The 22523-nt window shown below is 70.8% G+C and carries 25 protein-coding genes and 1 pseudogene; 11 read left to right on the top strand and 15 right to left on the bottom strand.

Translation table 11 applies throughout. The annotated features are described in order from the left end of the window. Positions 1-865: 865 nt before the first annotated feature. The 7 genes from VFZ92_RS28640 to VFZ92_RS28610 all read right to left on the bottom strand — a co-directional run bounded on the left by VFZ92_RS28640 (position 866) and on the right by VFZ92_RS28610 (position 6373). A complete protein-coding gene (locus tag VFZ92_RS28640; protein ID WP_330879167.1) occupies positions 866-1525 on the bottom strand; it encodes a pentapeptide repeat-containing protein in 660 nt (219 codons plus the stop codon). A gap of 616 nt (positions 1526-2141) precedes the next feature. Continuing rightward, positions 2142-3320 (bottom strand): SGNH/GDSL hydrolase family protein, encoded by a 1179-nt coding sequence (locus tag VFZ92_RS28635; RefSeq protein ID WP_330879166.1) that lies wholly within the window; start codon positions 3318-3320, stop codon positions 2142-2144. Next, entirely contained in the window at positions 3317-4303 is a 987-nt protein-coding gene (locus tag VFZ92_RS28630) for an aldo/keto reductase (RefSeq protein ID WP_330879165.1), read from the bottom strand. Before VFZ92_RS28630 ends, VFZ92_RS28635 begins: the two co-directional genes overlap by 4 nt. Positions 4304-4317: 14 nt before the next feature. Beyond that, positions 4318-5280: an aldo/keto reductase gene (locus VFZ92_RS28625; protein ID WP_330879164.1), complete on the bottom strand. Its 963-nt coding sequence runs from the start codon at positions 5278-5280 to the stop codon at positions 4318-4320. Between the two features lie 25 nt (positions 5281-5305). Further along, entirely contained in the window at positions 5306-5695 is a 390-nt protein-coding gene (locus tag VFZ92_RS28620) for a MerR family transcriptional regulator (RefSeq protein WP_330879163.1), read from the bottom strand. 47 nt (positions 5696-5742) lie between these two features. Next, complete coding sequence (locus VFZ92_RS28615; RefSeq protein WP_330879162.1) at positions 5743-6126, bottom strand: type II toxin-antitoxin system death-on-curing family toxin; 384 nt, start codon at positions 6124-6126, stop codon at positions 5743-5745. A 40-nt stretch (positions 6127-6166) separates the two neighbouring features. Continuing rightward, on the bottom strand, positions 6167-6373 hold the full coding sequence (locus VFZ92_RS28610; RefSeq protein ID WP_259629752.1) for a CopG family transcriptional regulator: 207 nt from the start codon (positions 6371-6373) through the stop codon (positions 6167-6169). A gap of 74 nt (positions 6374-6447) precedes the next feature. Here VFZ92_RS28610 and VFZ92_RS28605 point away from each other — a divergent pair, with 74 nt between their 5' ends. Further along, positions 6448-7044, top strand: a complete 597-nt coding sequence (locus VFZ92_RS28605) for a TetR-like C-terminal domain-containing protein (protein ID WP_330879161.1) — start codon at positions 6448-6450, stop codon at positions 7042-7044. Positions 7045-7111: 67 nt separating this feature from the next. Here VFZ92_RS28605 and VFZ92_RS28600 read toward each other — a convergent pair whose 3' ends face one another. Both VFZ92_RS28600 and upp read right to left on the bottom strand, forming a co-directional pair. After that, entirely contained in the window at positions 7112-8410 is a 1299-nt protein-coding gene (locus VFZ92_RS28600) for a glycoside hydrolase family 18 protein (protein WP_330879160.1), read from the bottom strand. 117 nt (positions 8411-8527) lie between these two features. Further along, on the bottom strand, positions 8528-9151 hold the full coding sequence (gene upp / locus VFZ92_RS28595; protein ID WP_259629749.1) for a uracil phosphoribosyltransferase: 624 nt from the start codon (positions 9149-9151) through the stop codon (positions 8528-8530). A gap of 74 nt (positions 9152-9225) precedes the next feature. On the opposite strand from upp, the gene VFZ92_RS28590 reads away from it, so the two are divergent. The 5 genes from VFZ92_RS28590 (at position 9226) to VFZ92_RS28570 (ending at position 14381) form a co-directional block, all read left to right on the top strand. After that, a complete protein-coding gene (locus tag VFZ92_RS28590; protein WP_330879159.1) occupies positions 9226-10218 on the top strand; it encodes a Gfo/Idh/MocA family oxidoreductase in 993 nt (330 codons plus the stop codon). A gap of 40 nt (positions 10219-10258) precedes the next feature. Then, the gene (locus tag VFZ92_RS28585) at positions 10259-10903 is read left to right on the top strand and encodes a DUF1707 SHOCT-like domain-containing protein (RefSeq protein ID WP_330879158.1); all 645 of its coding nucleotides are present in this window, start codon (positions 10259-10261) and stop codon (positions 10901-10903) included. 202 nt (positions 10904-11105) lie between these two features. Continuing rightward, positions 11106-12080, top strand: coding sequence for a deoxyribose-phosphate aldolase (gene deoC / locus VFZ92_RS28580; protein ID WP_330879157.1), 975 nt, complete (start codon positions 11106-11108; stop codon positions 12078-12080). A gap of 5 nt (positions 12081-12085) precedes the next feature. Then, the gene (locus VFZ92_RS28575; protein WP_330879155.1) at positions 12086-13522 is read left to right on the top strand and encodes an aldehyde dehydrogenase family protein; all 1437 of its coding nucleotides are present in this window, start codon (positions 12086-12088) and stop codon (positions 13520-13522) included. Further along, positions 13515-14381, top strand: a complete 867-nt coding sequence (locus VFZ92_RS28570) for an aldehyde dehydrogenase family protein (RefSeq protein WP_330879154.1) — start codon at positions 13515-13517, stop codon at positions 14379-14381. Before VFZ92_RS28575 ends, VFZ92_RS28570 begins: the two co-directional genes overlap by 8 nt. Positions 14382-14411: 30 nt before the next feature. Here VFZ92_RS28570 and VFZ92_RS28565 read toward each other — a convergent pair. From VFZ92_RS28565 to VFZ92_RS28550, 4 genes and pseudogenes are all read right to left on the bottom strand, one after another. Beyond that, positions 14412-14888 (bottom strand): annotated as a pseudogene (locus VFZ92_RS28565) (VanZ family protein); the annotation flags it as partial. A 107-nt stretch (positions 14889-14995) separates the two neighbouring features. Continuing rightward, the gene (locus VFZ92_RS28560) at positions 14996-15583 is read right to left on the bottom strand and encodes a Fic/DOC family protein (RefSeq protein WP_330879153.1); all 588 of its coding nucleotides are present in this window, start codon (positions 15581-15583) and stop codon (positions 14996-14998) included. Continuing rightward, entirely contained in the window at positions 15580-16170 is a 591-nt protein-coding gene (locus tag VFZ92_RS28555; RefSeq protein WP_330879152.1) for a type II toxin-antitoxin system antitoxin SocA domain-containing protein, read from the bottom strand. The genes VFZ92_RS28560 and VFZ92_RS28555 overlap by 4 nt, the downstream gene beginning before the upstream one ends. A gap of 65 nt (positions 16171-16235) precedes the next feature. Beyond that, positions 16236-16703 (bottom strand): SMI1/KNR4 family protein, encoded by a 468-nt coding sequence (locus VFZ92_RS28550; protein WP_330879250.1) that lies wholly within the window; start codon positions 16701-16703, stop codon positions 16236-16238. A 279-nt stretch (positions 16704-16982) separates the two neighbouring features. Here VFZ92_RS28550 and VFZ92_RS28545 point away from each other — a divergent pair, with 279 nt between their 5' ends. Together VFZ92_RS28545 and VFZ92_RS28540 are read left to right on the top strand one after the other, a co-directional pair. Then, positions 16983-17309, top strand: a complete 327-nt coding sequence (locus VFZ92_RS28545) for a hypothetical protein (RefSeq protein WP_330879151.1) — start codon at positions 16983-16985, stop codon at positions 17307-17309. 17 nt (positions 17310-17326) lie between these two features. Continuing rightward, a complete protein-coding gene (locus tag VFZ92_RS28540; protein ID WP_330879150.1) occupies positions 17327-18520 on the top strand; it encodes a C40 family peptidase in 1194 nt (397 codons plus the stop codon). Here VFZ92_RS28540 and VFZ92_RS28535 read toward each other — a convergent pair whose 3' ends face one another. Continuing rightward, a complete protein-coding gene (locus VFZ92_RS28535) occupies positions 18521-18850 on the bottom strand; it encodes a YnfA family protein (RefSeq protein ID WP_330879149.1) in 330 nt (109 codons plus the stop codon). It abuts the gene before it with no gap. 55 nt (positions 18851-18905) lie between these two features. On the opposite strand from VFZ92_RS28535, the gene VFZ92_RS28530 reads away from it, so the two are divergent. From VFZ92_RS28530 to VFZ92_RS28520, 3 genes are read left to right on the top strand one after another with little or no spacing between them, the layout of a single operon-like run. Then, on the top strand, positions 18906-19292 hold the full coding sequence (locus VFZ92_RS28530; RefSeq protein ID WP_330879148.1) for a hypothetical protein: 387 nt from the start codon (positions 18906-18908) through the stop codon (positions 19290-19292). Beyond that, positions 19289-19921, top strand: coding sequence for a hypothetical protein (locus tag VFZ92_RS28525; RefSeq protein ID WP_330879147.1), 633 nt, complete (start codon positions 19289-19291; stop codon positions 19919-19921). The genes VFZ92_RS28530 and VFZ92_RS28525 overlap by 4 nt, the downstream gene beginning before the upstream one ends. Before the next feature lie 56 nt (positions 19922-19977). Further along, positions 19978-21189 carry a primosomal protein gene (locus VFZ92_RS28520; protein ID WP_330879146.1) on the top strand — a complete coding sequence of 404 codons (1212 nt, stop codon included), beginning with the start codon at positions 19978-19980 and terminating at the stop codon, positions 21187-21189. 47 nt (positions 21190-21236) lie between these two features. Here the strand turns inward: VFZ92_RS28520 and VFZ92_RS28515 are convergent, their stop codons facing one another. Then, positions 21237-22322 carry an adenosine deaminase gene (locus VFZ92_RS28515; RefSeq protein ID WP_330879145.1) on the bottom strand — a complete coding sequence of 362 codons (1086 nt, stop codon included), beginning with the start codon at positions 22320-22322 and terminating at the stop codon, positions 21237-21239. Positions 22323-22523 lie beyond the last annotated feature (201 nt).

The raw sequence follows: 22523 nt of genomic DNA, 5'->3' as shown, positions 1-22523 counted from the left end.
TCGGCATTGCCGGGGTCCCCAGCTCAATCGTGCAACGCCCGGCCATCACGTCGATTTCGGCTCTGTTGAGCCAATGAACCCATTCAGGCTCTTCTGTGCCGCGTGATCGCCGCTCGTGCACGTCGTCCACGGCATCGAGCACGCGGCGCGTTCCGTCGTGGTCCTTCGTCTTGGCGCTCGCCCACGCCACCCGCTCCAACAGCAGCGTCCGAACCACGGGCGTGGCACCACGTGCACCCTTCACCGCGCCAGCAACAGCGCATCACGCGGATCGGCCACGTTCGCGATCTGGTAGCTCAGCGAGGAAAACAGTTGTGCGGCAGGAGAACCATTGCCTGCCTCTGAAGCCGCGGACACTCCACCGAGGCAAAGCCGCTGAGCCTGGTGCTGTTCGATCCTCTGCCGACTGTTGGCTACGAAGGCTCAGCACCCCTGATCTCGCCCGAGCTCGCGGGATTCAACTCGGATCACGGCACATTCTCCAGCGGAAACGTACTGCAAAACACCCTGAACGAGATCATCGAACGACCTGCAACCGAAGACTCCTGGGTCTCCGAGTTCTCCCGGGGAGTCCAGGCTCGCCAGCTCACATGCCCGTACTTCGACCTCTGCGGTGGCGGACATCCGGCCAACCGCTGCTTCGCGCACGGCCGCATGGATAGAACAACCGCCAACTACTGCCGGAACAGCAAGATTTCACCACTGGAGGGAGTGCTACGCCTTGACCAATCACCAGCTACTGGAGGCCAAGGTCCCGGAGTGTCGAACGATGCTCGTGGACCTGCTGACGAAAACCGGTCAGCTACCTACGCGGATCAACGCATTTGACAATGATCCCACATGGGACAACTGGGACAAGAAATAGCTAGCCCGCGACCGTCAGGCCAGCTTCCTTGGCGAACTGAGCACCGAGGAAGCTGGCCTGAAAAGCTTCAATCTTCGCACCTCGCAGGGTCAACAGCCCGCTGACGTCGCTGATCCTGGAGGTCGTGAGGTCACAGCCACTCGCACGGGTGGCCTCAAATTCAACCTGAGACATCTCACATTCATCGAAAACCACATTGGAGAGATCCCCGACGAACACGGCTTCACGAAATGAGCACCGACGGAAGACGACAGCATTCTTGACCTGATCAATCCCGAAGGTCGCGTAGTCGAACCGGCAATCCTCCGCATAGATATCCGAAGCCAGACCCAACGAGACCCGAAGCCCGATCGCCTGACAACGAAGGAAGTCCACCCTCTGCGCGGTCACATCAGCAAGGACCGCATTCGCCAAGTTCACCTCTTCGAACCTGACGTCCGAAAGTTCGAGCGGAGCAAGACGCGATTCCGACAGATCCACATCTGACACGAGCGCAACAGAAACGGACCCCTCCCCCGTTACACCCGACTGATCACCCCGCTGAACCCGAACTGTGTTGAGCTCGAAGTCACCACGGAACGCGGCCACTTCGTCCTCAAGGTCTTCTTCCTCGATCGACGGCCGCCGAATCGTCTTACCCAAAACTTTCAGGAACTCCATGCGGACACAATAGCGCACCCAGCAGGAAGCAAGCCGCACCCCGACCGAAGTCCGACACAAAAAATCCCTCCGCGCGAACAATGTCGCACGGAGGGCTTGGCAACGCCTTCTGAAGCATGTAGATCAGCGGAACGAATTCTCGCGCCCGGCTCACTCGAACAAGGCTGCGCATCGCAACGGTGCCGTCCGCATCGCGCGCCCAGCGCTCACGAGCGGAGTGGAACGTGAACGAGGAACCCGCAAGGACACCTCCCCCGACCAGTTCAGCCACGCACCTCCTGACCACCCCCCACACCACTGCGATGCGACCCAACCCCGTGAGCACACGCCGAGAAGCACGCAAATGATCTCCAACCCCACCTCCCCCACCGCCCCGCGGAGGAGGGACCACCGCGGGATGGTCCTCACGCTCGGCCGGACCCAAGAATCGGACCCTCATCGCGGATGTGGCCGATGTGAGTCGGGCCCCTGGACTTGACCCTTGATCGGACTGAAGAGCAGGTGGCGACAACCTGCCCTATCCACCGGTGCAAGGATCAAATCCCCCGGGTAAGACCGGCCACGGTTGCGCCGTCGGCGTTCCGGCTTCGTGGTGGATGGCTTTTCACGCCCCGCCTCACAACTTGGACAGGTCCACCGCGTTCGCCATCGCCTGGTACCCAGCGTCGTTGGGGTGCAGGTGGTCGCCGCTGTCGTACTCCGCGCGCATGACCAGCGGGTCCGCCGCGTCCCGCATCACGGCGTCGAAGTCCACCACGGCGTCGAACTCCCCCGACGCCCTGATGAACGTGTTCAGCGCCTGCCGGGTGGCCTCCAGCGTCGGGTCGTAGACCTGCCACCCCTTGAACGGCAGCACGGTCCCCCCGACCACCCTGATCCCCCTGGCGTGCGCCTGTCCGATGAACTGCCGGTAGGCCGCGATGATCGCCGTCGGATCCGTCTGGTGCGGTGTCTGCTGGATGTCGTTGATCCCCTCCAGCAGGATCACCGTCCGCGCTCCCGTCACGTCCAGCACGTCCGAGTCGAACCGCGCGAGCGCGTTGATCCCGAACCCGCCGCCGTCGAGCAGCATCCGGTTGCCGGAGATGCCCGAGTTCACCACGCCGAGCCTGCCGCCCAGCCGGTCCGCCAGCAGGTCCGGCCACCGGCGGTTCGCGCCCGACGTGGCTCCCGCCCCGTCGGTGATCGAGTCGCCGAACGCGACCACGGTCCCGCCCGCCCCCGAACCCCGCACGTCCACGCCGCTCACGTAGTGCCAGGCCGACGTGCGCTCGTCGTAGCTGGCGCCGGACGTCTCCAGCGCGACGTCGCCGTCACGGGTGAAGAAGCTCGTCTGGGTCGCCAGCCCGTGGTAGGTCACCGGGCCGGTCGCGACCGGCGTGTACGTGGAGACCAGCAGGTTCCCGTCCCTGGGCACCCGCAACCGCACCTGGTCGCTCAGGACCTCGGCGCCCGCGGGGATGGTGATCGAGTCCGCTCCGCCGAACGTCACGCCGCGCATGGTCCCGTCCACGGCCGCCGGGGAGTCGGAGGCCGCCGCGACGGCGATCGACACGCGGCCCAGCACGGCGGGCCGGGTGCCGAACCGGTTCGACAGGCGGACGCGGACGGCCGAGCCTCCCACGCTCGTGTGCACGACGTTGCGGATCGAGTAGTTGGCGTACCCCTCGCCGACACCCGCGGCGGCGGCGCCGCCCCAGGTGCCCACCCAGCCGTCCGGCGTGACCGGCGAGCGGGCGTCCGACGTGCCCGACAGCACCAGCAGCACGCCGGCGCACAGCGCCACGGCCCTCATCGGTCGATCGTCTTCATGCTGCCTGCCGAGTACCGCTCCCCCGCGACCGCGTCCGCGGGCACGGCGGCCTCGATCGTGGCCAGCTGCTCCGGCGTCAGCGCGAGCGACGCGGCGGCGACGTTCTCCTCCAGGTACTTCCGCCGCTTGGTGCCGGGGATGGGCACGACGTCCTCGCCGCGGTGCTGGACCCACGCCAGGGCGATCTGGCCGGGTGTGGCGTCGTGCTGGGCCGCGACGGCGCGGAGGGAGTCGATGATCGCCTGGTTCTTCGCCAGGTTCTCCTCGGTGAACCTGGGCTGCGCGATCTTGCGGAAGTCGGTGTCCGCGAGGTCGGCCGTCGACCTGATGCTGCCGGTGAGGAAGCCCCGGCCGAGCGGCGAGTACGCGACGATCCCGATGCCCAGCTCACGGGCGACCGGGACGATCTCGGCCTCGATCTCGCGGGACCACAGCGACCACTCGAACTGGAGTGCCGTGATCGGGTGGACGGCGTGCGCGCGGCGGATGTTGTCGACGCTCGCCTCGGACAGGCCGAGGTACCGGACCTTGCCCTGCTCCACCAGCTCGGCCATCGCGCCGACGGTCTCCTCGATCGGCACGGTCTGGTCGACGCGGTGCTGGTAGTACAGGTCGACGTGGTCCACACCGAGGCGCTTCAGGGAGCCCTCGGCGGAGGAGCGGACGTAGGGGGCCTCGCCGCGGATGCGGGCGAGACCGTCGGCGTCGCGTTCGGCGATGCCGAACTTGGTGGCCAGCACCACCTGGTCGCGGCGGTCGGCGACGGCGCGGCCGACCAGTTCCTCGTTGGTGTGCGGGCCGTAGGCGTCGGACGTGTCGAGCAGCGTGATCCCCAGCTCCAGGGCGCGGTGGATCGTGGCGATCGACTCGGCCTCGTCGGAGGTGTCGCCGTAGAAGGCGCTCATGCCCATGCAGCCGAGTCCTTGGGAGCTGACCTGGAGCGGGCCGAGAAAGCGGTTGGTCATCGTCGTCCTCAGGGTCACTTGTCGGTGAGGCGGAGCATGTCGGCCGTGTAGCGGTCTCCCGCGACGGCCGGTACGGCGGCGTCGATGGCGGCGAGATCGGCGGCGGACAGCTCGACGGCGGCCGCGGCGACGTTCTCCTCCAGGTACTTCCTGCGCTTGGTGCCGGGGATCGGCACGACGGTCGCCCCGCGGTGCTGGACCCACGCGAGCGCGAGCTGACCGGCGGTGATGCCGCGGGCGGTGGCCAGTTCCCGCAGAGCGGTCACGATGGCGGTGTTGCGGTCGAAGTTGGTCTGCTCGAAGCGGGGCAGGGCGCGGCGCATGTCGTCGGCGGCCAGGTCGGCCACGGACGTGACGGCGCCGGTCAGGAAGCCGCGGCCGAGCGGCGAGAACGGCACGACGCCGATCCCCAGCTCGAAGCACGTCGGGGCGATCTCGGCCTCGACGTCGCGGGTCCACAGCGACCACTCGCTCTGCAACGCCGAGATCGGGTGCACGGCGTGCGCGCGGCGGATCGTGGCGGCGCTCGCCTCGGACAGGCCGAGGTGGCGGACCTTGCCCTGCTCGACGAGCGACGCCATGGCGCCGACGGTCTCCTCGATCGGGACGGCCGGGTCGACGCGGTGCTGGTAGTACAGGTCGACGTGGTCCACGCCGAGGCGCCGGAGCGAGGCCTCGCAGGCCTGCCGGACGTACTCGGCGTCCCCGCGGACCTGCCCTGGCCCGCCGGTGAAGCCGAACTTGGTGGCGAGCACGACGGAGTCGCGGCGGTCGGCGACGGCGCGGCCGACCAGCTCCTCGTTCGCGCCCGCGCCGTAGACGTCGGCGGTGTCGAGCAGCGTCACGCCGAGTTCCAGCGCGCGGTGGATCGTGGCGACCGACTCGCGCTCGTCGGCGGCGCCGTAGGACTGGCTCATGCCCATGCAGCCGAGCCCCTGCGGGCCGACCTGGAGCGAGCCGAGGAACCTGCTGGTCATCGTGTCCTCCCCCGTTCCCGCATGATCACGCGGTGGCGCCCTGGGCCTGCTCCTCCTCGGCCATGAGGCTGCTGTAGAGATCGATCTTGTAGTCGAGCACGTCGAGGCTCGACTGGAGTTCGGCGATGCGGGCGCGGACGTCGGCCCGGTGGTCCAGCAGGATCTGCTGCCGGGCGCGCCGGGTGACCTCGCCGCGGTGCCGCAGGTGCGCGTACTCGCGCATCAGCTTGATCGGCATGCCCGTGGTGCGGAGCTTGGTCAGGAAGACCAGCCACTCCAGGTCGGCGTCGGAGTAGGTGCGCCGCCCACCCGAGTCGCGGGCGGGCGGGTCGACGAGGCCGATTCGCTCGTAGTAGCGGAGGGTGTCGATCGACAGCCCGCTGTGCGCGGCTGCCTGGGCGATCGAATGAGTCACCCCACGACCGTAGGAGCTGGAGTGCACTCCAGGTCAAGCCCGATCGCTCAGACGGGCTTCGGCAGCGCCCACGCCTCCAGGTGCGCGGCCATGCCGGGGACGTCCGTCTGCTCCCGCCCGAGGGCGCGCACGAGGTCGAGCGCGTCCTCCTCGTCGGCGTCGATCCACCAGCCGTTGATGTCGCAGAAGGCGACGACGGCCACCCAGGCGAGCCGCCAGTTGCCCTCGACGAGGGGTCGGGTGCGGACGATGGAGTCGAGCAGGGACGCGGCCTTCAGCCAGAGGGTGTCGTAGGCCTCCACCCCGAGAACGGTGGCGCGGGGGCGGTGAGCAGCGGAATCGAGCAGGCCGAGATCGCGCACCACGAGATCGCCGCCGGTCACAGCGGTGGCGAGCACCAGCAGGTCACCGGCATCCAGGTAGTTGATCACATTGTCAGTTGATCACAGAGGTACGACACTCCCGCGCGGGTCAGGCGGAACCGAGTCGGTCCAGCAGGCCCCGGTACTTGGGCATCACCCGGCTGAGCACCTCGCCCAGCTGCTCTTCCTTGTGCAGCTGCGCCCACCGGTCGGCTAACGCGAGCCGCACCACGTCTTGTTTGGATCGGCCTTCGGCAGCCGCGAGTTCCGCGAGCCGCCGACTCTCCTCGTCATTGAGACGCAGGGTCATCGCCATTCCCGACACGGTACCAATCTGATACCACAGACACCAGGTTTCGTTTTATAACACTGTTACGATACGATGGGGAGGTGCCTCGACCCAAGACTCACGACGACGCTCTGCGCGTGAAGCTGCTGAACCGCGCGGGCGAACTGCTGTCCAACGAAGGACCCAGTGCGTTGAGCTTGCGCCGGCTGGCCGCGGACGTCAATACCTCGACCACCGCGGTCTACTCGCTCTTCGGCGGCAAGCCCGCGCTACTGGACGCTCTCTACGACGAGGGGTTCCGCCGTTTCGGTGAACGCCTGGCGATGGTCCCCGAGACCGACGACCCCGTGGAAGACCTGATCCAGATCGCTCTGACCTACCGCGAGAGCGCGCTCCAGGACCGCCAGTTCTACGTGGTCATGTTCAGCAAGGTCGTGCCGGACTTCATGCCGACGACCGAGACCTACATCGCCGCTTCCGGCACCTTCGTGCCAGTGGTGAAGACCGTGCAGCGGGCCATCGACAACGGCTCGTTCCTGCCGGACGAGGCTCCCGAGGTCATCGGCCTGGCGCTGTGGAGCATCTGCCACGGCCTGGTCAGCCTGGAGATCTACGGCATCCTGCCGCCCGGCCTGGAGATCGCCCCGGTGTTCGAGCGGACCGTGCGGGCCAGCGCGGACGGTTGGCGCGCGCGCTGATGCGGACGAACGGAGTCCGGGGAGGCGGCCGCCGCGAAACCTCCCCGAACCCCGTCCTGGAACTGCCCTAGTCGGACAGTCCGCTGCGCAGCGCCCTGATCAGTTCGCCGTCGGCGGTGTCGCCGTCGAGCGACCAGATCATCGCGCCGCCAAGACCCCGGTCGGCGATGTACCGACCCTTGCGCTCGATCTCCACGGCGTCGTCCCACGTCCAGAAGGTCGTGCCGTCGAACAGCCAGGCGTGGCCCGCCCTCGTGTCGCGGTGCACCTTGAACCGGGACAACTGGCCCTTCAGGACCTTGTAGTCCTCGAAGCCCGCCTCGTACGTGCCCGGCGCGGGGCCCGTCGCGGCCTGGAAGAGACCGTTGTTCGCGTTGGTCACGCCGGTCCAGCCGCGGCTGTAGAACGGCACGCCCAGCACGACCTTGCTCCTCGGCGCACCGCGCGAGAGGTACGCGTCGACGGTCACCCGGGAGCTGAACCTCGACGCCGAGGGGTCGCCCTTGGGCGTCCTCAGCGACGACTGCTGGTTCGTGATCGGGTCCCACGCGCCGTGGTAGTCGTAGCCCTGGAGGGTCGCGAACGTGAGGTGGCGGAACACCTTGCGGGTCTCGATGCCCCGGTCGAGCTGCACCGGGTCGGCGGGCAGGAACGCGGTCAGGTCGTACTCCTGCCGCGTCGACCGGCCGAGCTGGTCGAGCTGCTTGCGGTACTCCGCGACGAGCGCGGTGAAGTTGACCTTGTCCTCGGGGCGCACGACGTTGCCGGGGTTGCCCTCGCTCGCGGGCCACTCCCAGTCGAGGTCGATCCCGTCGAACACGCCCGCGGCCGCGCCGGGCGCGTCCACCAGGTTCCCCTTGATCCACAGGTCGAGGCAGGACCTCACGTGCGCCGCGCGCGACTCGGGCGTGAGGGCGGCGTTGGAGAAGTACTTCGAGCCGGTCCACCCGCCGAGCGAGATGTTGACCCGGAGCCTCGGGTTCTTCGCCTTGAGCTCCTTGAGCTGGTTGAGGTTGCCCGAGAGCGCCTGACCGGCCACGTCCGCGACGCCGTCGACGCTCTGCTCGGCGGTGAACGGCCGCTGGTAGTCGGCCCACGGGTCGCTGCTGTAGCACTCGCCCGACTCGTCCAGGAACCCGAACGCGTAGTTCAGGTGCGTCAGCCTCTTCGCGGTGCCGTTGGAGACGAGGTCCTTGACCAGGAAGTTCCGGTCGTAGCCGCTCCACTGGGTGTAGTACCCGACGGTCCGCTGCCCGTCCCCGTGACCGTGCCCGTACGACTCGACGTCGGCTCCCGCCTGCGGCGCGAGCGATGCGGAAAGGGCTCCGACCAGCAGGACGGACAGCCCCACTCTCCTACTCGACATGCTGCTCCTAGCGCGGCGGCGGCTGCGGAATGTGGTCCAGACCACGGTAGGACCAAGGTCTAGACCACTGCTACGGCCGTTCGGGTTAATCCGCGCCTGCCGGGACGCCGGGAGCGGTCAGACGGCCCCGTAGAGCCGGTCGCCCGCGTCGCCGAGCCCCGGAACGATGAACCCGGAGTCGTTCAACCGCTCGTCGATGCTCGCCGTGACCAACCGCACCGGCAGCCCCGAGTCCTCCAGGAACTTGACGCCCTCCGGCGCCGCGAGCGCGCAGATCGCCGTCACGTCCGTCGCGCCGCGCCCGGTCAGCAGCTTGATCGTGTACGCCATCGAGCCGCCGGTCGCCAGCATCGGGTCGAGCACCATCACCGGCCGCCCGGCGAGGTCCGTCGGCAGCGACTCCATGTACGGCGTCGGCTGCAACGTCTCCTCGTCGCGCGCCAGCCCCACGAAGCCCATCTGCGCGTCCGGGATCAGCTTGTGCGCCTGGTCGGCCATCCCCAGCCCGGCCCGCAGCACCGGCACGAGCAGCGGCGGGTTCGCCAGCCGGAACCCGGTCGTCCGCGCGACCGGCGTGTGCACCCGCTCCTCGGCCACCGGCGCGTCCCGCATCGCCTCGTAGACGAGCATCACGGTCAGCTCCTGCACCGCCGCCCGGAACGCCGCGTTGTCCGTCCGCGCGTCCCGCATCGTGGTGAGCCGGGCCCTGGCCAGGGGGTGGTCGACAACAAGCACGTCCATGGTGCGCACACTATCCGCCGCGTCCCCGTTCCGGCGCCTGCGGCGACGCCGCGCCCGGCGATAGCCTCTTGCGCATGGCTGACCTCGTTCGGATCGGTGTGCTCGGCGCGGCGTCCATCGCCCCGGCGGCGGTGCTGGCCCCCGCCCGCGCGTCGTCGTCCGCGGTCGTCGTGGCGGTCGCCGCGCGGTCGCGGGAGAAGGCGCGGGCGTTCGCCGACCGGCACGGGATCGGGCGCATCCACGACGACTACCGGGCGCTGCTGGACGACCCCGCCGTGGACGCGGTCTACAACCCGCTGCCCAACGGGCTGCACGGGCGGTGGACGCTGGCGGCGCTGGCCGCCGGGAAGCACGTGCTGTGCGAGAAGCCGTTCGCCGCGAACGCCGCCGAGGCGGCCCAGGTGGCCGAGGCCGCCGAGGCGAGCGGGCTGGTGGTGATGGAGGCGTTCCACCACCGCTACCACCCGCTGGCGCGGCGGATGAGTGCGATCGTGGCGAGCGGTGAGCTGGGCGAGCTGCGGCACGTGGAGGCGCACGTGTGCTTCCCGCTGCCGAAGTTCTCCGACATCCGGTACGACCTCCGGCTGGCGGGCGGGGCGATGATGGACGCCGGGTGCTACTCGGCGAACCTGGTGCGGGTGCTGGGCGGCGGCGAGCCGGAGGTGCGGTCGGCCACCGCGCTGCTGCGCTCGCCGGACGTCGACCGCGCGATGCGGGCCGAAGTCGTTTTCCCTTCGGGGTGCACCGGCACCGTGCACACGTCGCTGTGGTCGGCGGGGGCGCTGCTGCGGCTGTCCGCGAAGGCCGTCGGCTCGGCGGGCGAGATGCGCGTGCTCAACCCGCTGGCCCCGCAGTTCGGGCACCGTCTTTCGGTGCGCGCCAACGGGAACAGCCGGGTGGAGCGGTTCGCCCGGCGCTCCTCCTACGCCTACCAGCTGGACGCGTTCACCGACGCCGTGCTGCACGGCACGCCGTTCCCCACGACGCCCGCGGACGCCGTGGCGAACATGGCGCTGGTCGACGCCGTGTACCGCGCGGCGGGCCTGCCGATCAGGCAGCCCGCGTAACTGCGGACACGAGGCCACCTCGCCTCCTAGACTTGCCCGCGTGAGCGACGAGCTGGTTCCCCACGACCCCACGCGGATGCGCGCGTCCGACGCCGACCGCGAGCGCGTGGCGCAGGTGCTGCACAAGGCCGCCGCCGAGGGCAGGCTCGACCTGCACGAACTGGACGAGCGGCTGGGTGCCACGTACTCGGCGAAGACCTACGGCGAGCTGGTGCCGATCACGGCCGACCTGGGCGTGCCGTCACCCGCGGTGCTGCCCGCCGTGCCGCGGAACGCGGCGGTCGACCGGGTCGGCGGGACGCCGGGGTCGTCGATCTCGTTCGCGTTCTGGTCCGGCTGCGACCGCAAGGGCGACTGGGTCGTCCCCCGCTACCACAACGCCGTGGCGATCATGGGCGGCGTGACGCTCGACCTCACCCTGGCCCGCTTCGCCGAGGCCGAGGTGACGATCAACGTGTTCGCGTTCTGGGGCGGGGTGGACATCATCGTGCCCGAGGAGGTGACGGTGATCGTGAGCGGCATGGGGTTCATGGGCGCGTTCGAGAACCGCACCACGTCCACGCCGTCCGTGCCGGGAGGGCCGGTCGTGCGGATCACCGGACTGGCGCTGATGGCCGGGGTGGACGTGAAGCGGCCGAAGAAGAAAAAGATCAAGAACAAGGACCGGCCGGAACTGGAGTCCTGATCGTCCGGGAGCCTCCGCCCCGACCGCCGGGGCCGGGTCGCGCGCGTCCGGGGCGACCGCGGCGGCCGAAGCCGGGTCCCGTGTTCCGGGTCTCGGCGCGGCTGCCCGCTTCGGAGGCCCGCAGCTGTGGCGTGGATCTCTCCTGACCTGCGCAAACCCGTTCGCTTGGGACGGGCGTGCCAGTCCGCTTAGAGTGGGCCCCATGGCTGCCGCTCCGTCACCATCGCCGTTGGCACCGCTGCCACCGGCCCTTGCCGATGCCGTTCGGGACGACGCTTCGCTGCGTCGGTTCCTGCACGGTCTGCCCGGCGTCGACCAGGTCGGCGTGGAACAACGTGCGGCCGGTCTCGCGACCCGCAGCATCAAGAAGGCCGCGAAGATGTGGGCCATCGACACCGCGATCTCCATGGTGGACCTGACCACGCTCGAAGGCGCGGACACCGCCGGGAAGGTGCGGTCGCTGGCCGCCAAGGCGCGGCGCCCCGACCCGGACCGGCCCGAGGTGCCGAAGGTGGCCGCGGTGTGCGTCTACCCGGACATGGTGGCCACCGCGAAGGCCGGGCTGGAGGGCACCGGGGTGCACGTCGCCAGCGTGGCGACGGCGTTCCCGTCCGGCCGGTCGATCATGGCCGTGAAGCTCGCCGACACGCGGTTCGCCGTCGAGCAGGGCGCTGACGAGATCGACATGGTGATCGACCGCGGCGCGTTCCTGTCCGGCGACTACGGCGCGGTGTTCGACGAGATCCGGCAGGTCAAGGAGGCGTGCGGGTCCGCGCACCTCAAGGTGATCCTGGAGACCGGCGAGCTGGCGACCTACGACAACGTGCGGCGCGCGTCGTGGCTGGCGCTGCTGGCGGGCGGCGACTTCATCAAGACCTCGACCGGCAAGGTGGCGCCCGCGGCGACGCTGCCGGTGACGCACGTGATGCTCCAGGCCGTCCGGGACTGGCGCGAGCAGACCGGGGAGCTGCGCGGCGTGAAGCCCGCGGGCGGGATCCGCAGCACCAAGGACGCGATCAAGTACCTGGTGGCCGTGCACGAGGTCGCGGGACCGGAGTGGCTGACCGCCGACCTGTTCCGCTTCGGCGCCTCGACCCTGCTCAACGACCTGCTGATGCAGCGTCGGACCCAGTTGGACGGCCACTACAGCGGCCCCGACTACGTGACGGTGGACTGAACACGATGAGCCAGCTCTGGGAATACGCCCCCGCCCCCGAATCGCGGGACGTCGCGAACCTCAAGCCCGAGTACAAGATGTTCGTCGACGGCGAGTTCGTCGAAGGCTCCGGCGAGCCGCTGAAGACGATCAACCCCGGCACCGAGGAGGTCCTCGCCGAGGTCAGCACGGCGTCGGCGTCCGATGTGGACACCGCGGTCAAGGCCGCGCGCCGCGCCCACGACCGGGTGTGGAGCACGATGCCCGGTGCCGAGCGGGCCAAGTACATCTACCGCATCGCGCGGCTCGTCCAGGAGCGCTCGCGGGAACTCGCGGTGCTGGAGAGCCTGGACAACGGCAAGCCGATCAAGGAGTCGCGCGACGTCGACGTGCCGACGGCCGCGGCGCACTTCTTCTACCACGCGGGCTGGGCGGACAAGCTCTCCTACGCGGGCTACGGGCCGGACCCGAGGCCCCTCGGCGTCGCGGGCCAGGTGATCCCGTGGAACTTCCCGCTGCTGATGGCGGCGTGGAAGATCGCGCCCGCTCTGGCGACCGGCAACACGGTGGTGCTCAAGCCCGCCGAGACGACGCCGCTGACGGCGCTGGTGCTGGCCGAGATCATCCAGCAGGCCGACCTGCCGCCGGGCGTGGTCAACATCCTGCCGGGCGCCGGTGACACCGGCGCCGCGCTGGTCGGGCACGCCGGCGTGGACAAGGTCGCGTTCACCGGTTCGACCGAGGTCGGCAAGCTGATCCAGCGGCAGCTCGCGGGCACCGGCAAGAAGCTCACCCTCGAACTGGGCGGCAAGGCGGCGAACATCGTGTTCGACGACGCGCCGATCGACCAGGCCGTCGAGGGCATCGTCAACGGCATCTTCTTCAACCAGGGCCACGTCTGCTGCGCGGGTTCCCGGCTGCTGCTCCAGGAGTCGATCGCCGAGGAGTTCCTGGAGAAGCTGCGGATCCGCGTGTCGACGCTGCGCGTCGGCGACCCGCTGGACAAGAACACCGACGTCGGCGCGATCAACTCCCGCGAGCAGCTCACGAGGATCCAGGAGCTGGCCGCGGCGGGCGAGGCCGAGGGCGCCGAGCGCTGGACGAGCGCGTGCCCGTTGCCGGACAAGGGTTTCTACTTCGCGCCCACGGTGTTCTCCGGGGTGTCGCAGGCGATGCGGATCGCCCGCGAGGAGATCTTCGGCCCGGTGCTGTCGGTCCTCACGTTCCGCACGCCGGACGAGGCCGTGGCGAAGGCGAACAACACGCCCTACGGGCTGTCGGCGGGCATCTGGACCGACAAGGGCTCCCGCATCCTGTGGGCGGCGCAGAAGATGCGCGCCGGTGTGGTGTGGGCCAACACGTTCAACCGCTTCGACCCCACCGCCCCGTTCGGCGGCTACCAGGAGTCGGGCTTCGGTCGCGAGGGCGGCCGGGCCGGGCTGGAGGCGTACCTCGATGTCTGAGAACCGCGTGACCGTCGCCAAGACGTACAAGCTCTACATCGGGGGCAAGTTCCCGCGGTCCGAGTCGGCCCGCAGCTACCCCGTGACCGACGCGAAGGGCGCGTTCCTGGCGAACGCCGCCCAGGGCTCCCGCAAGGACGCCCGCGACGCGGTGTCGGCGGCCCGCAAGGCCTTCGCGGGCTGGTCCGGCGCCACGGCGTACAACCGCGGCCAGGTGCTGTACCGCGTCGCCGAGGTGCTCGAAGGCCGTCGCGACCAGTTCGCCACCGAGGTGTCGGCCGCCGAGGGCATCGGCGCGAAGAAGGCGCAGGCCCTGGTGGACGCGGCCATCGACCGCTGGGTCTGGTACGCGGGCTGGACGGACAAGATCGCCGCGGTGCTGGGCAGCTCGAACCCCGTCGCCGGGCCGTACTTCTCGTTCTCCACTCCCGAGCCGACCGGCGTCGTCGCGGTGCTCGCGCCGCAGCGGTCGTCGCTGCTCGGCCTGATCAGCGTGGTGGCCCCGGTGATCGCGTCCGGCAACACGGCCGTCGTGGTGACGAGCGAGGACCGACCGCTGCCCGCGATCACGCTGTCCGAGGTGCTGGCCACCTCCGACGTCCCCGGTGGCGTGGTGAACCTGCTGACCGGCAGGACCGCGGAGATCGCGCCCTGGCTGGCGTCACACGCGGACGTCAACGCGCTCGACCTCACCGGCGCCCCCGACGAGCTCCGCGCCGACCTGGAGCGGTCCGCGGCGGGCACCGTCAAGCGCGTCCTGCGCACCCGCGCGGCCGAGGACTTCACCGGTGAGCCGGGCACCAGCCGCCTGCGGGCGTTCCTGGAGACCAAGACGGTGTGGCACCCGGCGGGCGTGTGACGTGACCACCAGCACCGCGGCCGCCGCGAACCACCCGGCAGCGGCGCCCGCGGTGTTGGTCATCAGGTCGTCCACGTCGAAGATCCGGTGCCCCGCCGTGAGCTGAGCGGTCTCGATCCCCAGCGACACGGCGAAGCCGAGCGCCACCGTCCTCATCGGACCGAGGTGCCACAGCCACCGACCGAGGAACCCCAGCGGTGCGAACAGCAGCACGTTCAGCACCACCTGCTGGAACGTGAGCGTCTCCAGCGCCCGCGACGCGGGCAGCCCGTGCTTCGCCAGCTCAACGCCGATGTCGGCGACCCACTGGAACGGCACCGGCTGGAGCACCTGCTCCGGCGCCGCCCCGCCGATCGGCAGCAGCACCAACCCGACCAGCGTGGTGGAGTACAGCAGCGCGGCACTGGCGGTGACCAGCTGCTTCGGCTTCGCCAGCAGGAGGACCGGCCACAGGGCCGCGAAGCCCACCAGTCCCCACCCGATGGCCACGAGCTGTGCGTTCGTCATGCTTCGACGCTATGAGCCGACCTCGTGCTCGGGCATCGGTCGGAGAGTCCCCGCGGGGGCGTCCCCTCGGCCGTTCGGCCGACCGCGCGCGTACGCCCGCAGGATGATCAGCCGTCAGCACCGGGGACCACGGCGGTCGCGAAGAGCCCGCGCAGCGGGTCCGTCGAGCCGACCATGCTGATCCGGCAGGCCTCGTTGTACTCGGCCGGGTCCAGCAGTCCGAAGTCGACCCGCCGCCCGGCGTGCAGCGCGAGCTGGCGGAAGAACGCCCGCTGCGCGCGACCGTTGCCCTCGCGGAACGGGTGCAGCGCGTTCACCTCGGCGTAGAAGTGCGTGAAGCGGTCCAGGAAGCGCTCCTCGTCCGGGGTGGACAGGAACCGCTCCTCCCGGAGCTGCCCGAACACCTCGCCCGCGTAGGACTCGACGTGCGCCCAGTGCGCGAACGTCGCCGTGCGCGTCAGGTCGACCCGCCGGACCTCCCCCGCCCACGGGTAGACGTCGCCGAACAGGTGGCGGTGGAACGCGCACAGGTGCGCCAGGTCGAACCGGCCGGGCAGCACCACGGCCTTGAGCTGCGCGTCGCGCAGGAACGTCGCTTCGGCCTCGATCTGCCGCAACAGCACGGCGTCGACCACGCCGAGCTTGTTGACGAGCACCTTCGAGCCGGGATCGAGGTAGGGATCCTCGGCGGTCACGATCGGAGCAGCGCCTCGATCCGCCGCGCCACGGCCTCGTCCGCCCCGACCTCGCCGCGCACGACCGCGCGCGCGGCCTCCAGCGCCTCGGTGGACACGCTGAGCCCTTCGAGCCCCACCGACGCCCGCGCTTCCGCCACGGCCGTCTCCGGGTCGCTGGTGAGCCTGCGGAAGTACCGCCGCATCGCCTCGTGCGGGATCGGCGCGCTGCTGGGCTCGGAGTCCGGGAGGGCACCTCGGGCGGAGCGCCACGGCTCCTCCTCGTGCGCCATCTCGCTCAGCTCGTGCCTGCTGAACCCGGCGTACCGCTCGACGACCGACTCCACGACCGCGCGTTCGCCCGCCGCCAGCCGGGACGGGTCGCCCTCGTCCCACGAGTGCACCTCGGTCAGGCCGACGTGCCGCCGGTAGACCTCGGGCACCACGGGACCGCGGCTCCACGCCTCGATCGGCGCGTCGAACAGCGCCGTGCCGCGACCGGCGAGGTGCCACGCCTGGCTGTAGTAGAGGAGCTTCTGGAGCTTCATCGGCGACTCGGGCCCGGTGGCGGCCAGCAGCGCTGCCGCCACGTCGTGGACATCGGCCACGCCACCACCCCCTCAAGCCTCGTGAGCTGCGGTTTCAGCTACCCCGATCCTACCGGACCACGCGCTCAGCCGGTGCGCCAGTCGAGCCTCCCGTCGTGCGTGACGAGCGGTTCGCAGTGGCCGAGCCTGCTGCGCTGCTCCAGCGCCGTCGCCACCTGGTCGAGCATCTCCGTGACGGAGGTCCACTCCGGTTTCACCATCTCGTGGCACTCCCGGTCCCACTCCACGACGCAGCCGGACAGCACACCGGGACGCATGTCGACGGCCAGCGCGTCGCCGCAGCCGTCGAATGCGATCGGTAACCACATCGGGTGAAAACCCGTGGTCGGCGTGCCCGCCTCGGTGTCGAGCCCGGACGGCCAGAACGCCCGTTTCAGCCGCCACGAGCGCAGCGCGTCGGTCGGTCCGATCGGCGTGTAGAACGGCGGGAGGACCTCGGCGAACGCCAGGTTCTCCGTGCCACCGCACACCGACCACCACGTCCGGAGCTCATCCGGTGGAACGAGTCCTGTTTCCTGCGAAAGCGCCTGCACCGCGGCCGGGTCCTCACCATCGCGCAACTCGGAACCGGTTACCGGGGCGTGCTCTCCGAGCCAGTCCACTATCCGCTTCCAGTGCACCAGAACACCCACGTGTCCATGATCAAGGCGAGGCGTCCGGCGTGGTACCGCCCATCGGGGCACGATCGGGGCGTACCGGCTGGTCGAAAGCCCACACGGCACCGCGGCGGATGGTGCACGATTCCCGGAGCAGGGTCGCGGGAACGCCGGGGAGGGCGGGCCCGTCGAACATCGTGGAAAAGGGGTGGGGTCGTGGTGGAGAAGGGTTTCGGCGTCGACACCGACGCACTGGCGTCGTTCGGCACGACCGCGGCGGGACTGGGTGCCGAACTCGGGACCGTGGGCACGTCCACGCTCACCGGCGTCGACTCGCTGCCCGCCGACGCGTTCGGCGCCCTCGGCGGCGAGGTCGGGCTGTCGGCCGCGTTCCAGCAGGCCGCGAAGGCCCAGCTGGACGCCGTCGCCGCGGCGGCGGCCGGCCTGTCGGGCTTCGCCACGGCGGTGTCGAAGGCGGGCACCGCCTACACCGAGCAGCAGGCGCAGGCCGAGGACGACATCAACCACAGCTACCAGGTCTGAGTCAGGAGAACGGGTTCGTGGTCGACGTCGCGGGGTTCATCTCGTCACTGGTCCAGCCGATGCGGGACCACCTCGCCAAGCTGGAGGGCGACACCGGTGGCGCCACGCGCGCCGCGGACGCCTTCGGCAGGGCGAGCACCGCGCTGACCGACATCGACGGTCGGCACACCGGAGCCGCCAACGCGGTGCTCGGCACCTGGTACGGCGACAAGGCGAACACGTTCCAGTCGCGGGTCGCCACGCTGTCCGGCGGCCTCCAGGCGGTGGCGCGCAACAGCACCACCGCGCAGACGGCGGCGACGAGCGCCGTGAGCGCGGTGACGACCGGCCGCACCGCGATCCAGGGCCTGATCGACGAGTTCATCTCCTACGCGACCCCGAGGCTGGCGGCGGCGGTCGGCGCGGGTCTCTTCGGCGGTCCCGGCGCCTCGATCGCCGTGGCGGCCTCGATCGCGAGCGAGGCGCGCGAGTACGAGGGCAGGTCCGCGGGTGAGCTCCAGAAGGTGCGCGACCAGCTGACGGCGGCCGTGGCGCAGCTGAACGGGCTGGAGAAGCCGGACACGGGCGCGTTGAAGGCGCTGGGCGAGCCGATCGGCATCGAGCTGAGCGAGGGCACGACGTCCGCGTCCAGCGCGAGCACCGGCACCGGCGGCGACCCGGCCGCGCCCCCGGCCACGGGGTCGACCGGCGGCGGCGGGTCGGGCGGTGGAGGCACCGGCGGAGGCGGCGGCGGCGGTGGAGGGGGCGGCGGAGGTGGTGGCGGAGGCGGCGGCACCGGTCCTCGGCTGCCGGTCGCGATCCCGCCGCAGCCCGGCTCGGGCGTGGGCGTGAACCTGCCGGACGGCAGCAGCGCCGAGGCGCCGAACGAGCAGGCCGCCGCGGCCGTGCGCAACGCGCTGTCCGCGCTCGGCACGCCGTACGTGTGGGGCGGCGCGAACCCGCCGCAGGGCACGGATTGCAGCGGCCTGACCCAGTGGGCCTACGCGGGCGCCGGCTTCGACCTGCCCCGGCCCGCGTCGTCGCAGGCGATGGGGGCCTCGGTGCCCGCGGACCAGCTCCTGCCCGGCGACCTCGTCGTGTGGAGCGGGCACGTGGCGATGGTGATCGGCAACGGCCAGATCGTGGAGGCGGGCGACCCCGTCCAGGTCGGCAACCTGCGGACCAGCAACAGCGGCATGGAGTTCTACGGCTTCTACCGGCCGACGGCCTGATCAGCGCGGGGCGTACATGATCAGGCCGACGCCGAGCAGGCAGACCAGGGTCCCGGTGACGTCCCAGCGGTCCGGCCGGTAGCCGTCGACGACCGCACCCCAGGCGAGCGACCCGGCCACGAACACCCCGCCGTACGCGGCGAGGATCCGGCCGAAGTGGGCGTCCGGCTGGAGGGTCGCGACGAAGCCGTACAGGCCGAGCGCGACCACCCCGCCGCCGATCCACAGCCAGCCGCGGTGTTCGCGGACGCCCTGCCACACCAGCCAGGCGCCGCCGATCTCCGCGACGGCGGCCAGCGCGAACAGCAGAACCGACCGGAGCACGACCATGCGGCCAACGTAGTGGCCGCCGTTCCGGCACACTGACCGGAAAGGGGGTGGGCACGTGAGTGATCTCGACGACCAGGTCGGCGCGGAGGTCGACCGCGCGAACCGGAGGGTGGTGGAGACCGAGCGGCGGGTCGCCGACCACCTGGCCCGCGGCGGCCCGGTGCTGGGCCGGGCGACCTCGGCGGACGGGACCGTCACCGTCGTCACGCCGCCCGGCGCGGCACCCTCCGAGATCAACCTGGAGCCCGGCGCGCTGCGCATGGGCCCGGACGCGCTGGCCGACGAGATCGTCCGCGTCGCCGCGCGCGCCGCCCGTGACGCGGGTGCCCGCCTGCACCGCTCGCTGGGCCGCGTCGTCGACCCCGGCACCGCGAACGGCCTCGCCGAACTCGGCTTCGAGCCGGGGGCCGAGGAACCCGCCCCCGAGCGGTGGTCCCGGTGAACGAGGTCGACGGCGCCGAGCAGCGCAGGCAGGCGGCGGAGCGGTTGACCGAGGTGCTGGCGAACTCCACGGGAACGGCCGAGCACCCGAGCCGCATGGCGGTCGCGACGGCGACGGCGACCGGTGTGCTGACGTGGCTGCGGCTGCACCCCCACGCGCTCGGGCACGGCCCTCGGGCCGTCGGGCAGCTCGTGGTCGAGACCGCGAGGCTGGCCACCGACGCCGCGGTGCAGCGCGGGTACAACGAGCTGGCGAAGTCGTTGGGCGACAGCATGGCCATCGCCGTCGAGGGCTTCGCCGGACCGCCGCCGTTCCGCACGGCGGCCGACGCCGCGGGCCGGGCCCCGTACACCGACGCCCCTCCTCCCTCGCGGCACCGGGAACCCGCCGCCCCGCGCCCCGCGGAGCAGTTCCGCGAGCGCGGCGGCGTGCGGCAGGTGTTCCAGCCCGCCGAGCAGCCGCCGTACGGCGGCACGATCGAGGCGCCCACCGAGGCGCCTCCCGCTCGGCCGTTCGCACCAACCCCGCCTCCACCCGCGCGGGCCGGCCGCACGCCCCGCCCGCCGGTGGACGACGATGAGGACGCGTACTTCGCGGATCCGTTCGGCACCGGCGGTTTCGGCCGTTGATCCACCCCGTAGGCTTTGCCGCGCATCCGCACGGCATGGTGTGACCTGGAGGTCTGATGGCGCAGGACATCGTCCCTATCGAACTGGGGCTGACCCAGGGGGACCTGGTCACGCTGTGGGCTCCCCGCTGGCGTGAAGAGGGTGAGGAGTGGGAGGCCTTCCTCGGCCACGAGGAGGACCTGTACGCGTTCCCCGACGCCGCCCACCTCGCGGCGTTCGTCCGCAAGGTCGAGGAGCACGACCTGGCCGACCACCCGGCGTGGCACTCGGTGCCCGCGCTGTCGGTCGGCGACCTCTCGCCGGACGAGAACCACCAGTTCGACCTCGTCGGCGTGCCCGAGCTGGTCGCGGACGACCCCGACACGTGGGTGATCGGCGAGCTGGCCGACGTCATCGCGATCGTGCGCTCGCTCGCGGACGTGTGCGACCTGGAGAAGGTGCACGAGGTGCTGGACTCGGCGGAGGGCTTCTCGCTCCTGCCGCAGGGCACGCTGCCGTTCAGCGGCCGCGAGGGCACCGCGCTGTGGACCGAGCTGTCCGAGGTCATCGCCGAGAAGTGGGACGACGTCCTCGACGCCATCGACAGCGTCGTGACGACGCCGGACGTGGACGAGAACGTCCTCGCGGGCGCGCAGAAGGAACTCGCGATCCTCCAGGAGGCGCAGGCCGCCGCGGAGGCCGAGGACGACGACGCCGACGAGGACGAAGAGGCCGAGCCGACGGGCTTCTGGGCCGAGGTCGGCATCGACCCGATCAAGGTCATCACCGGCCAGGGCGAGTACTACACTCTGCGCTGCTACCTCGACGACCAGCCGGTGTTCCTGGGCCGCAAGGGCCGCATCGACGCGTTCACGTCGCCGCGCGCGCTGTCCCGCTTCCTGGTCGAGGCCGAGGACAACGACCTGGCCGAGGTGTCGACCTTCCAGGAGATCGTCGTCAAGGCGACCGGCGGCGACCTGGAGGTCGACGTCGACCCGGACAACGTCTACGTGCTGACCGGCCTGGACGAGGACATCGCCGACGGCCCGGACGCGGTCGACCCGACGCAGCTCGACCTCGCGGTGGAGCTGTTCGAGGACGCCGCCGAGTGGGCGCACGACGACAGCGTGAAGGTCGCGCTGAACAAGTCCGAGAGCCTCGGCTGGCTGGTGTCCTACGTGCTCAAGCCCGACCCCACGCGGCTCGCGCCCAGCGCGCCGTTCGAGGCCGAGGTCACGGCGTGGCGCACGCTGTCCGCCGCGTTCGAGGACCGGCTGAACATCCACTAGGCCCGCCGCGGCAGGGCCCCCGCCGCGGCGGGGGCCCTGTCGCGTCGTCAGGCCTTGAGGGCCGCGTAACCGGGGACGATCACGTCGTCGATGATCGCGTTGCGCTCGGCGAACGGGATGAACGCGGACTTCATCGCGTTGATCGCGAACGTCTCCAGGTCGGCCCAGCCGTAGCCGAACGCCTCGACCAGCGCGGCGTTCTCGCCGGACGCGGAGCACTGGCTCATCAGCCGGTTGTCGGTGTTGACGGTGACCCGCAGGCCCGCCTTGTACAGCTTGTCGAACGGGTGCTCGGCGTGCGTCTTCGCGATGCCGGTGTGCAGGTTCGACGTGGGGGCGACCTCCAGCGCGATGCGCCGGTCGCGGACGTAGCTCGCGACCCGGCCCAGCTCGGCGTGCTCGCCGTCGAACTCGATGTCCTCGACGATCCGGACGCCGTGGCCGAGGCGCTCGGCGCCGCAGATCTGCACGGCCTCCCACACGGACTCGACGCCCGCCGCCTCGCCCGCGTGGATGGTGAAGTGGGCGTTCTCCTTGCGGAGGTACTCGAACGCCTCCAGGCCGCGGGTGGGCTCGAAGCCCGCCTCGGGACCCGCGATGTCGAAGCCGACGACACCGGCGTCGCGGTACTTCACGGCCAGCTCGGCGTAGGGCAGCCAGCCGTCGTTCTGGCGCATGGCGCACAGCAGCGTTCCGACGCGGATCTGCTTCCCGGCCGCGGCGGCGGTGCGCTCGCCCTGGCGGAAGCCCTCCTGGATGGCCTCCACGATCTGCTCCAGGCGCATCCCGCGCTCGGTGAACAGCTCGGGGGCGTAGCGGACCTCGGCGTAGACCACGCCGTCGGCGGCCAGGTCCTCGGCGGCCTCCGCGGCGACGCGCACCAGCGCGGCCTCGTCCTGCATGACGCCGCAGGTGTGGGCGAAGCCCTCCAGGTAGCGGACGAGGGAGCCCGAGTCCGCGTTCTCGCGGAACCAGTCGCCGAGCTGTGCGGCGTCGGTGGTGGGCAGTCCGGGGTGGCCGGACGCCTCGGCGAGTTCGATCACCGTCTGGGGACGGAGGCCACCGTCCAGGTGGTCGTGCAGCAGCACCTTCGGCGCGCTGCGGATGGCCTCCAGGGCAAGGGGAGTCGACATGGCCGACACGTTATACCTGGCGACACGCCGTGGGATCAGCACGGCAAACGATCTTGGAAGCCCTATGATCAACAATCGCGTTACCTTGATCGCCTGAAACAACCCGGTCGTGTGCCGGCAAGACGTTGCGCACTCGTGATGCGCTACGGACCGCGATCGCGAATTGGGCTTTAGTCACTCACACGGTCGCGATTCACGCGC

The sequence above is a fragment of the Umezawaea sp. genome, from assembly GCF_036375055.1.
Lineage (GTDB): Bacteria > Actinomycetota > Actinomycetes > Mycobacteriales > Pseudonocardiaceae > Umezawaea.
The sequence above is the reverse complement of the archived record's forward strand: the minus strand, read 5'-3'. Positions and strand labels throughout refer to the sequence as shown.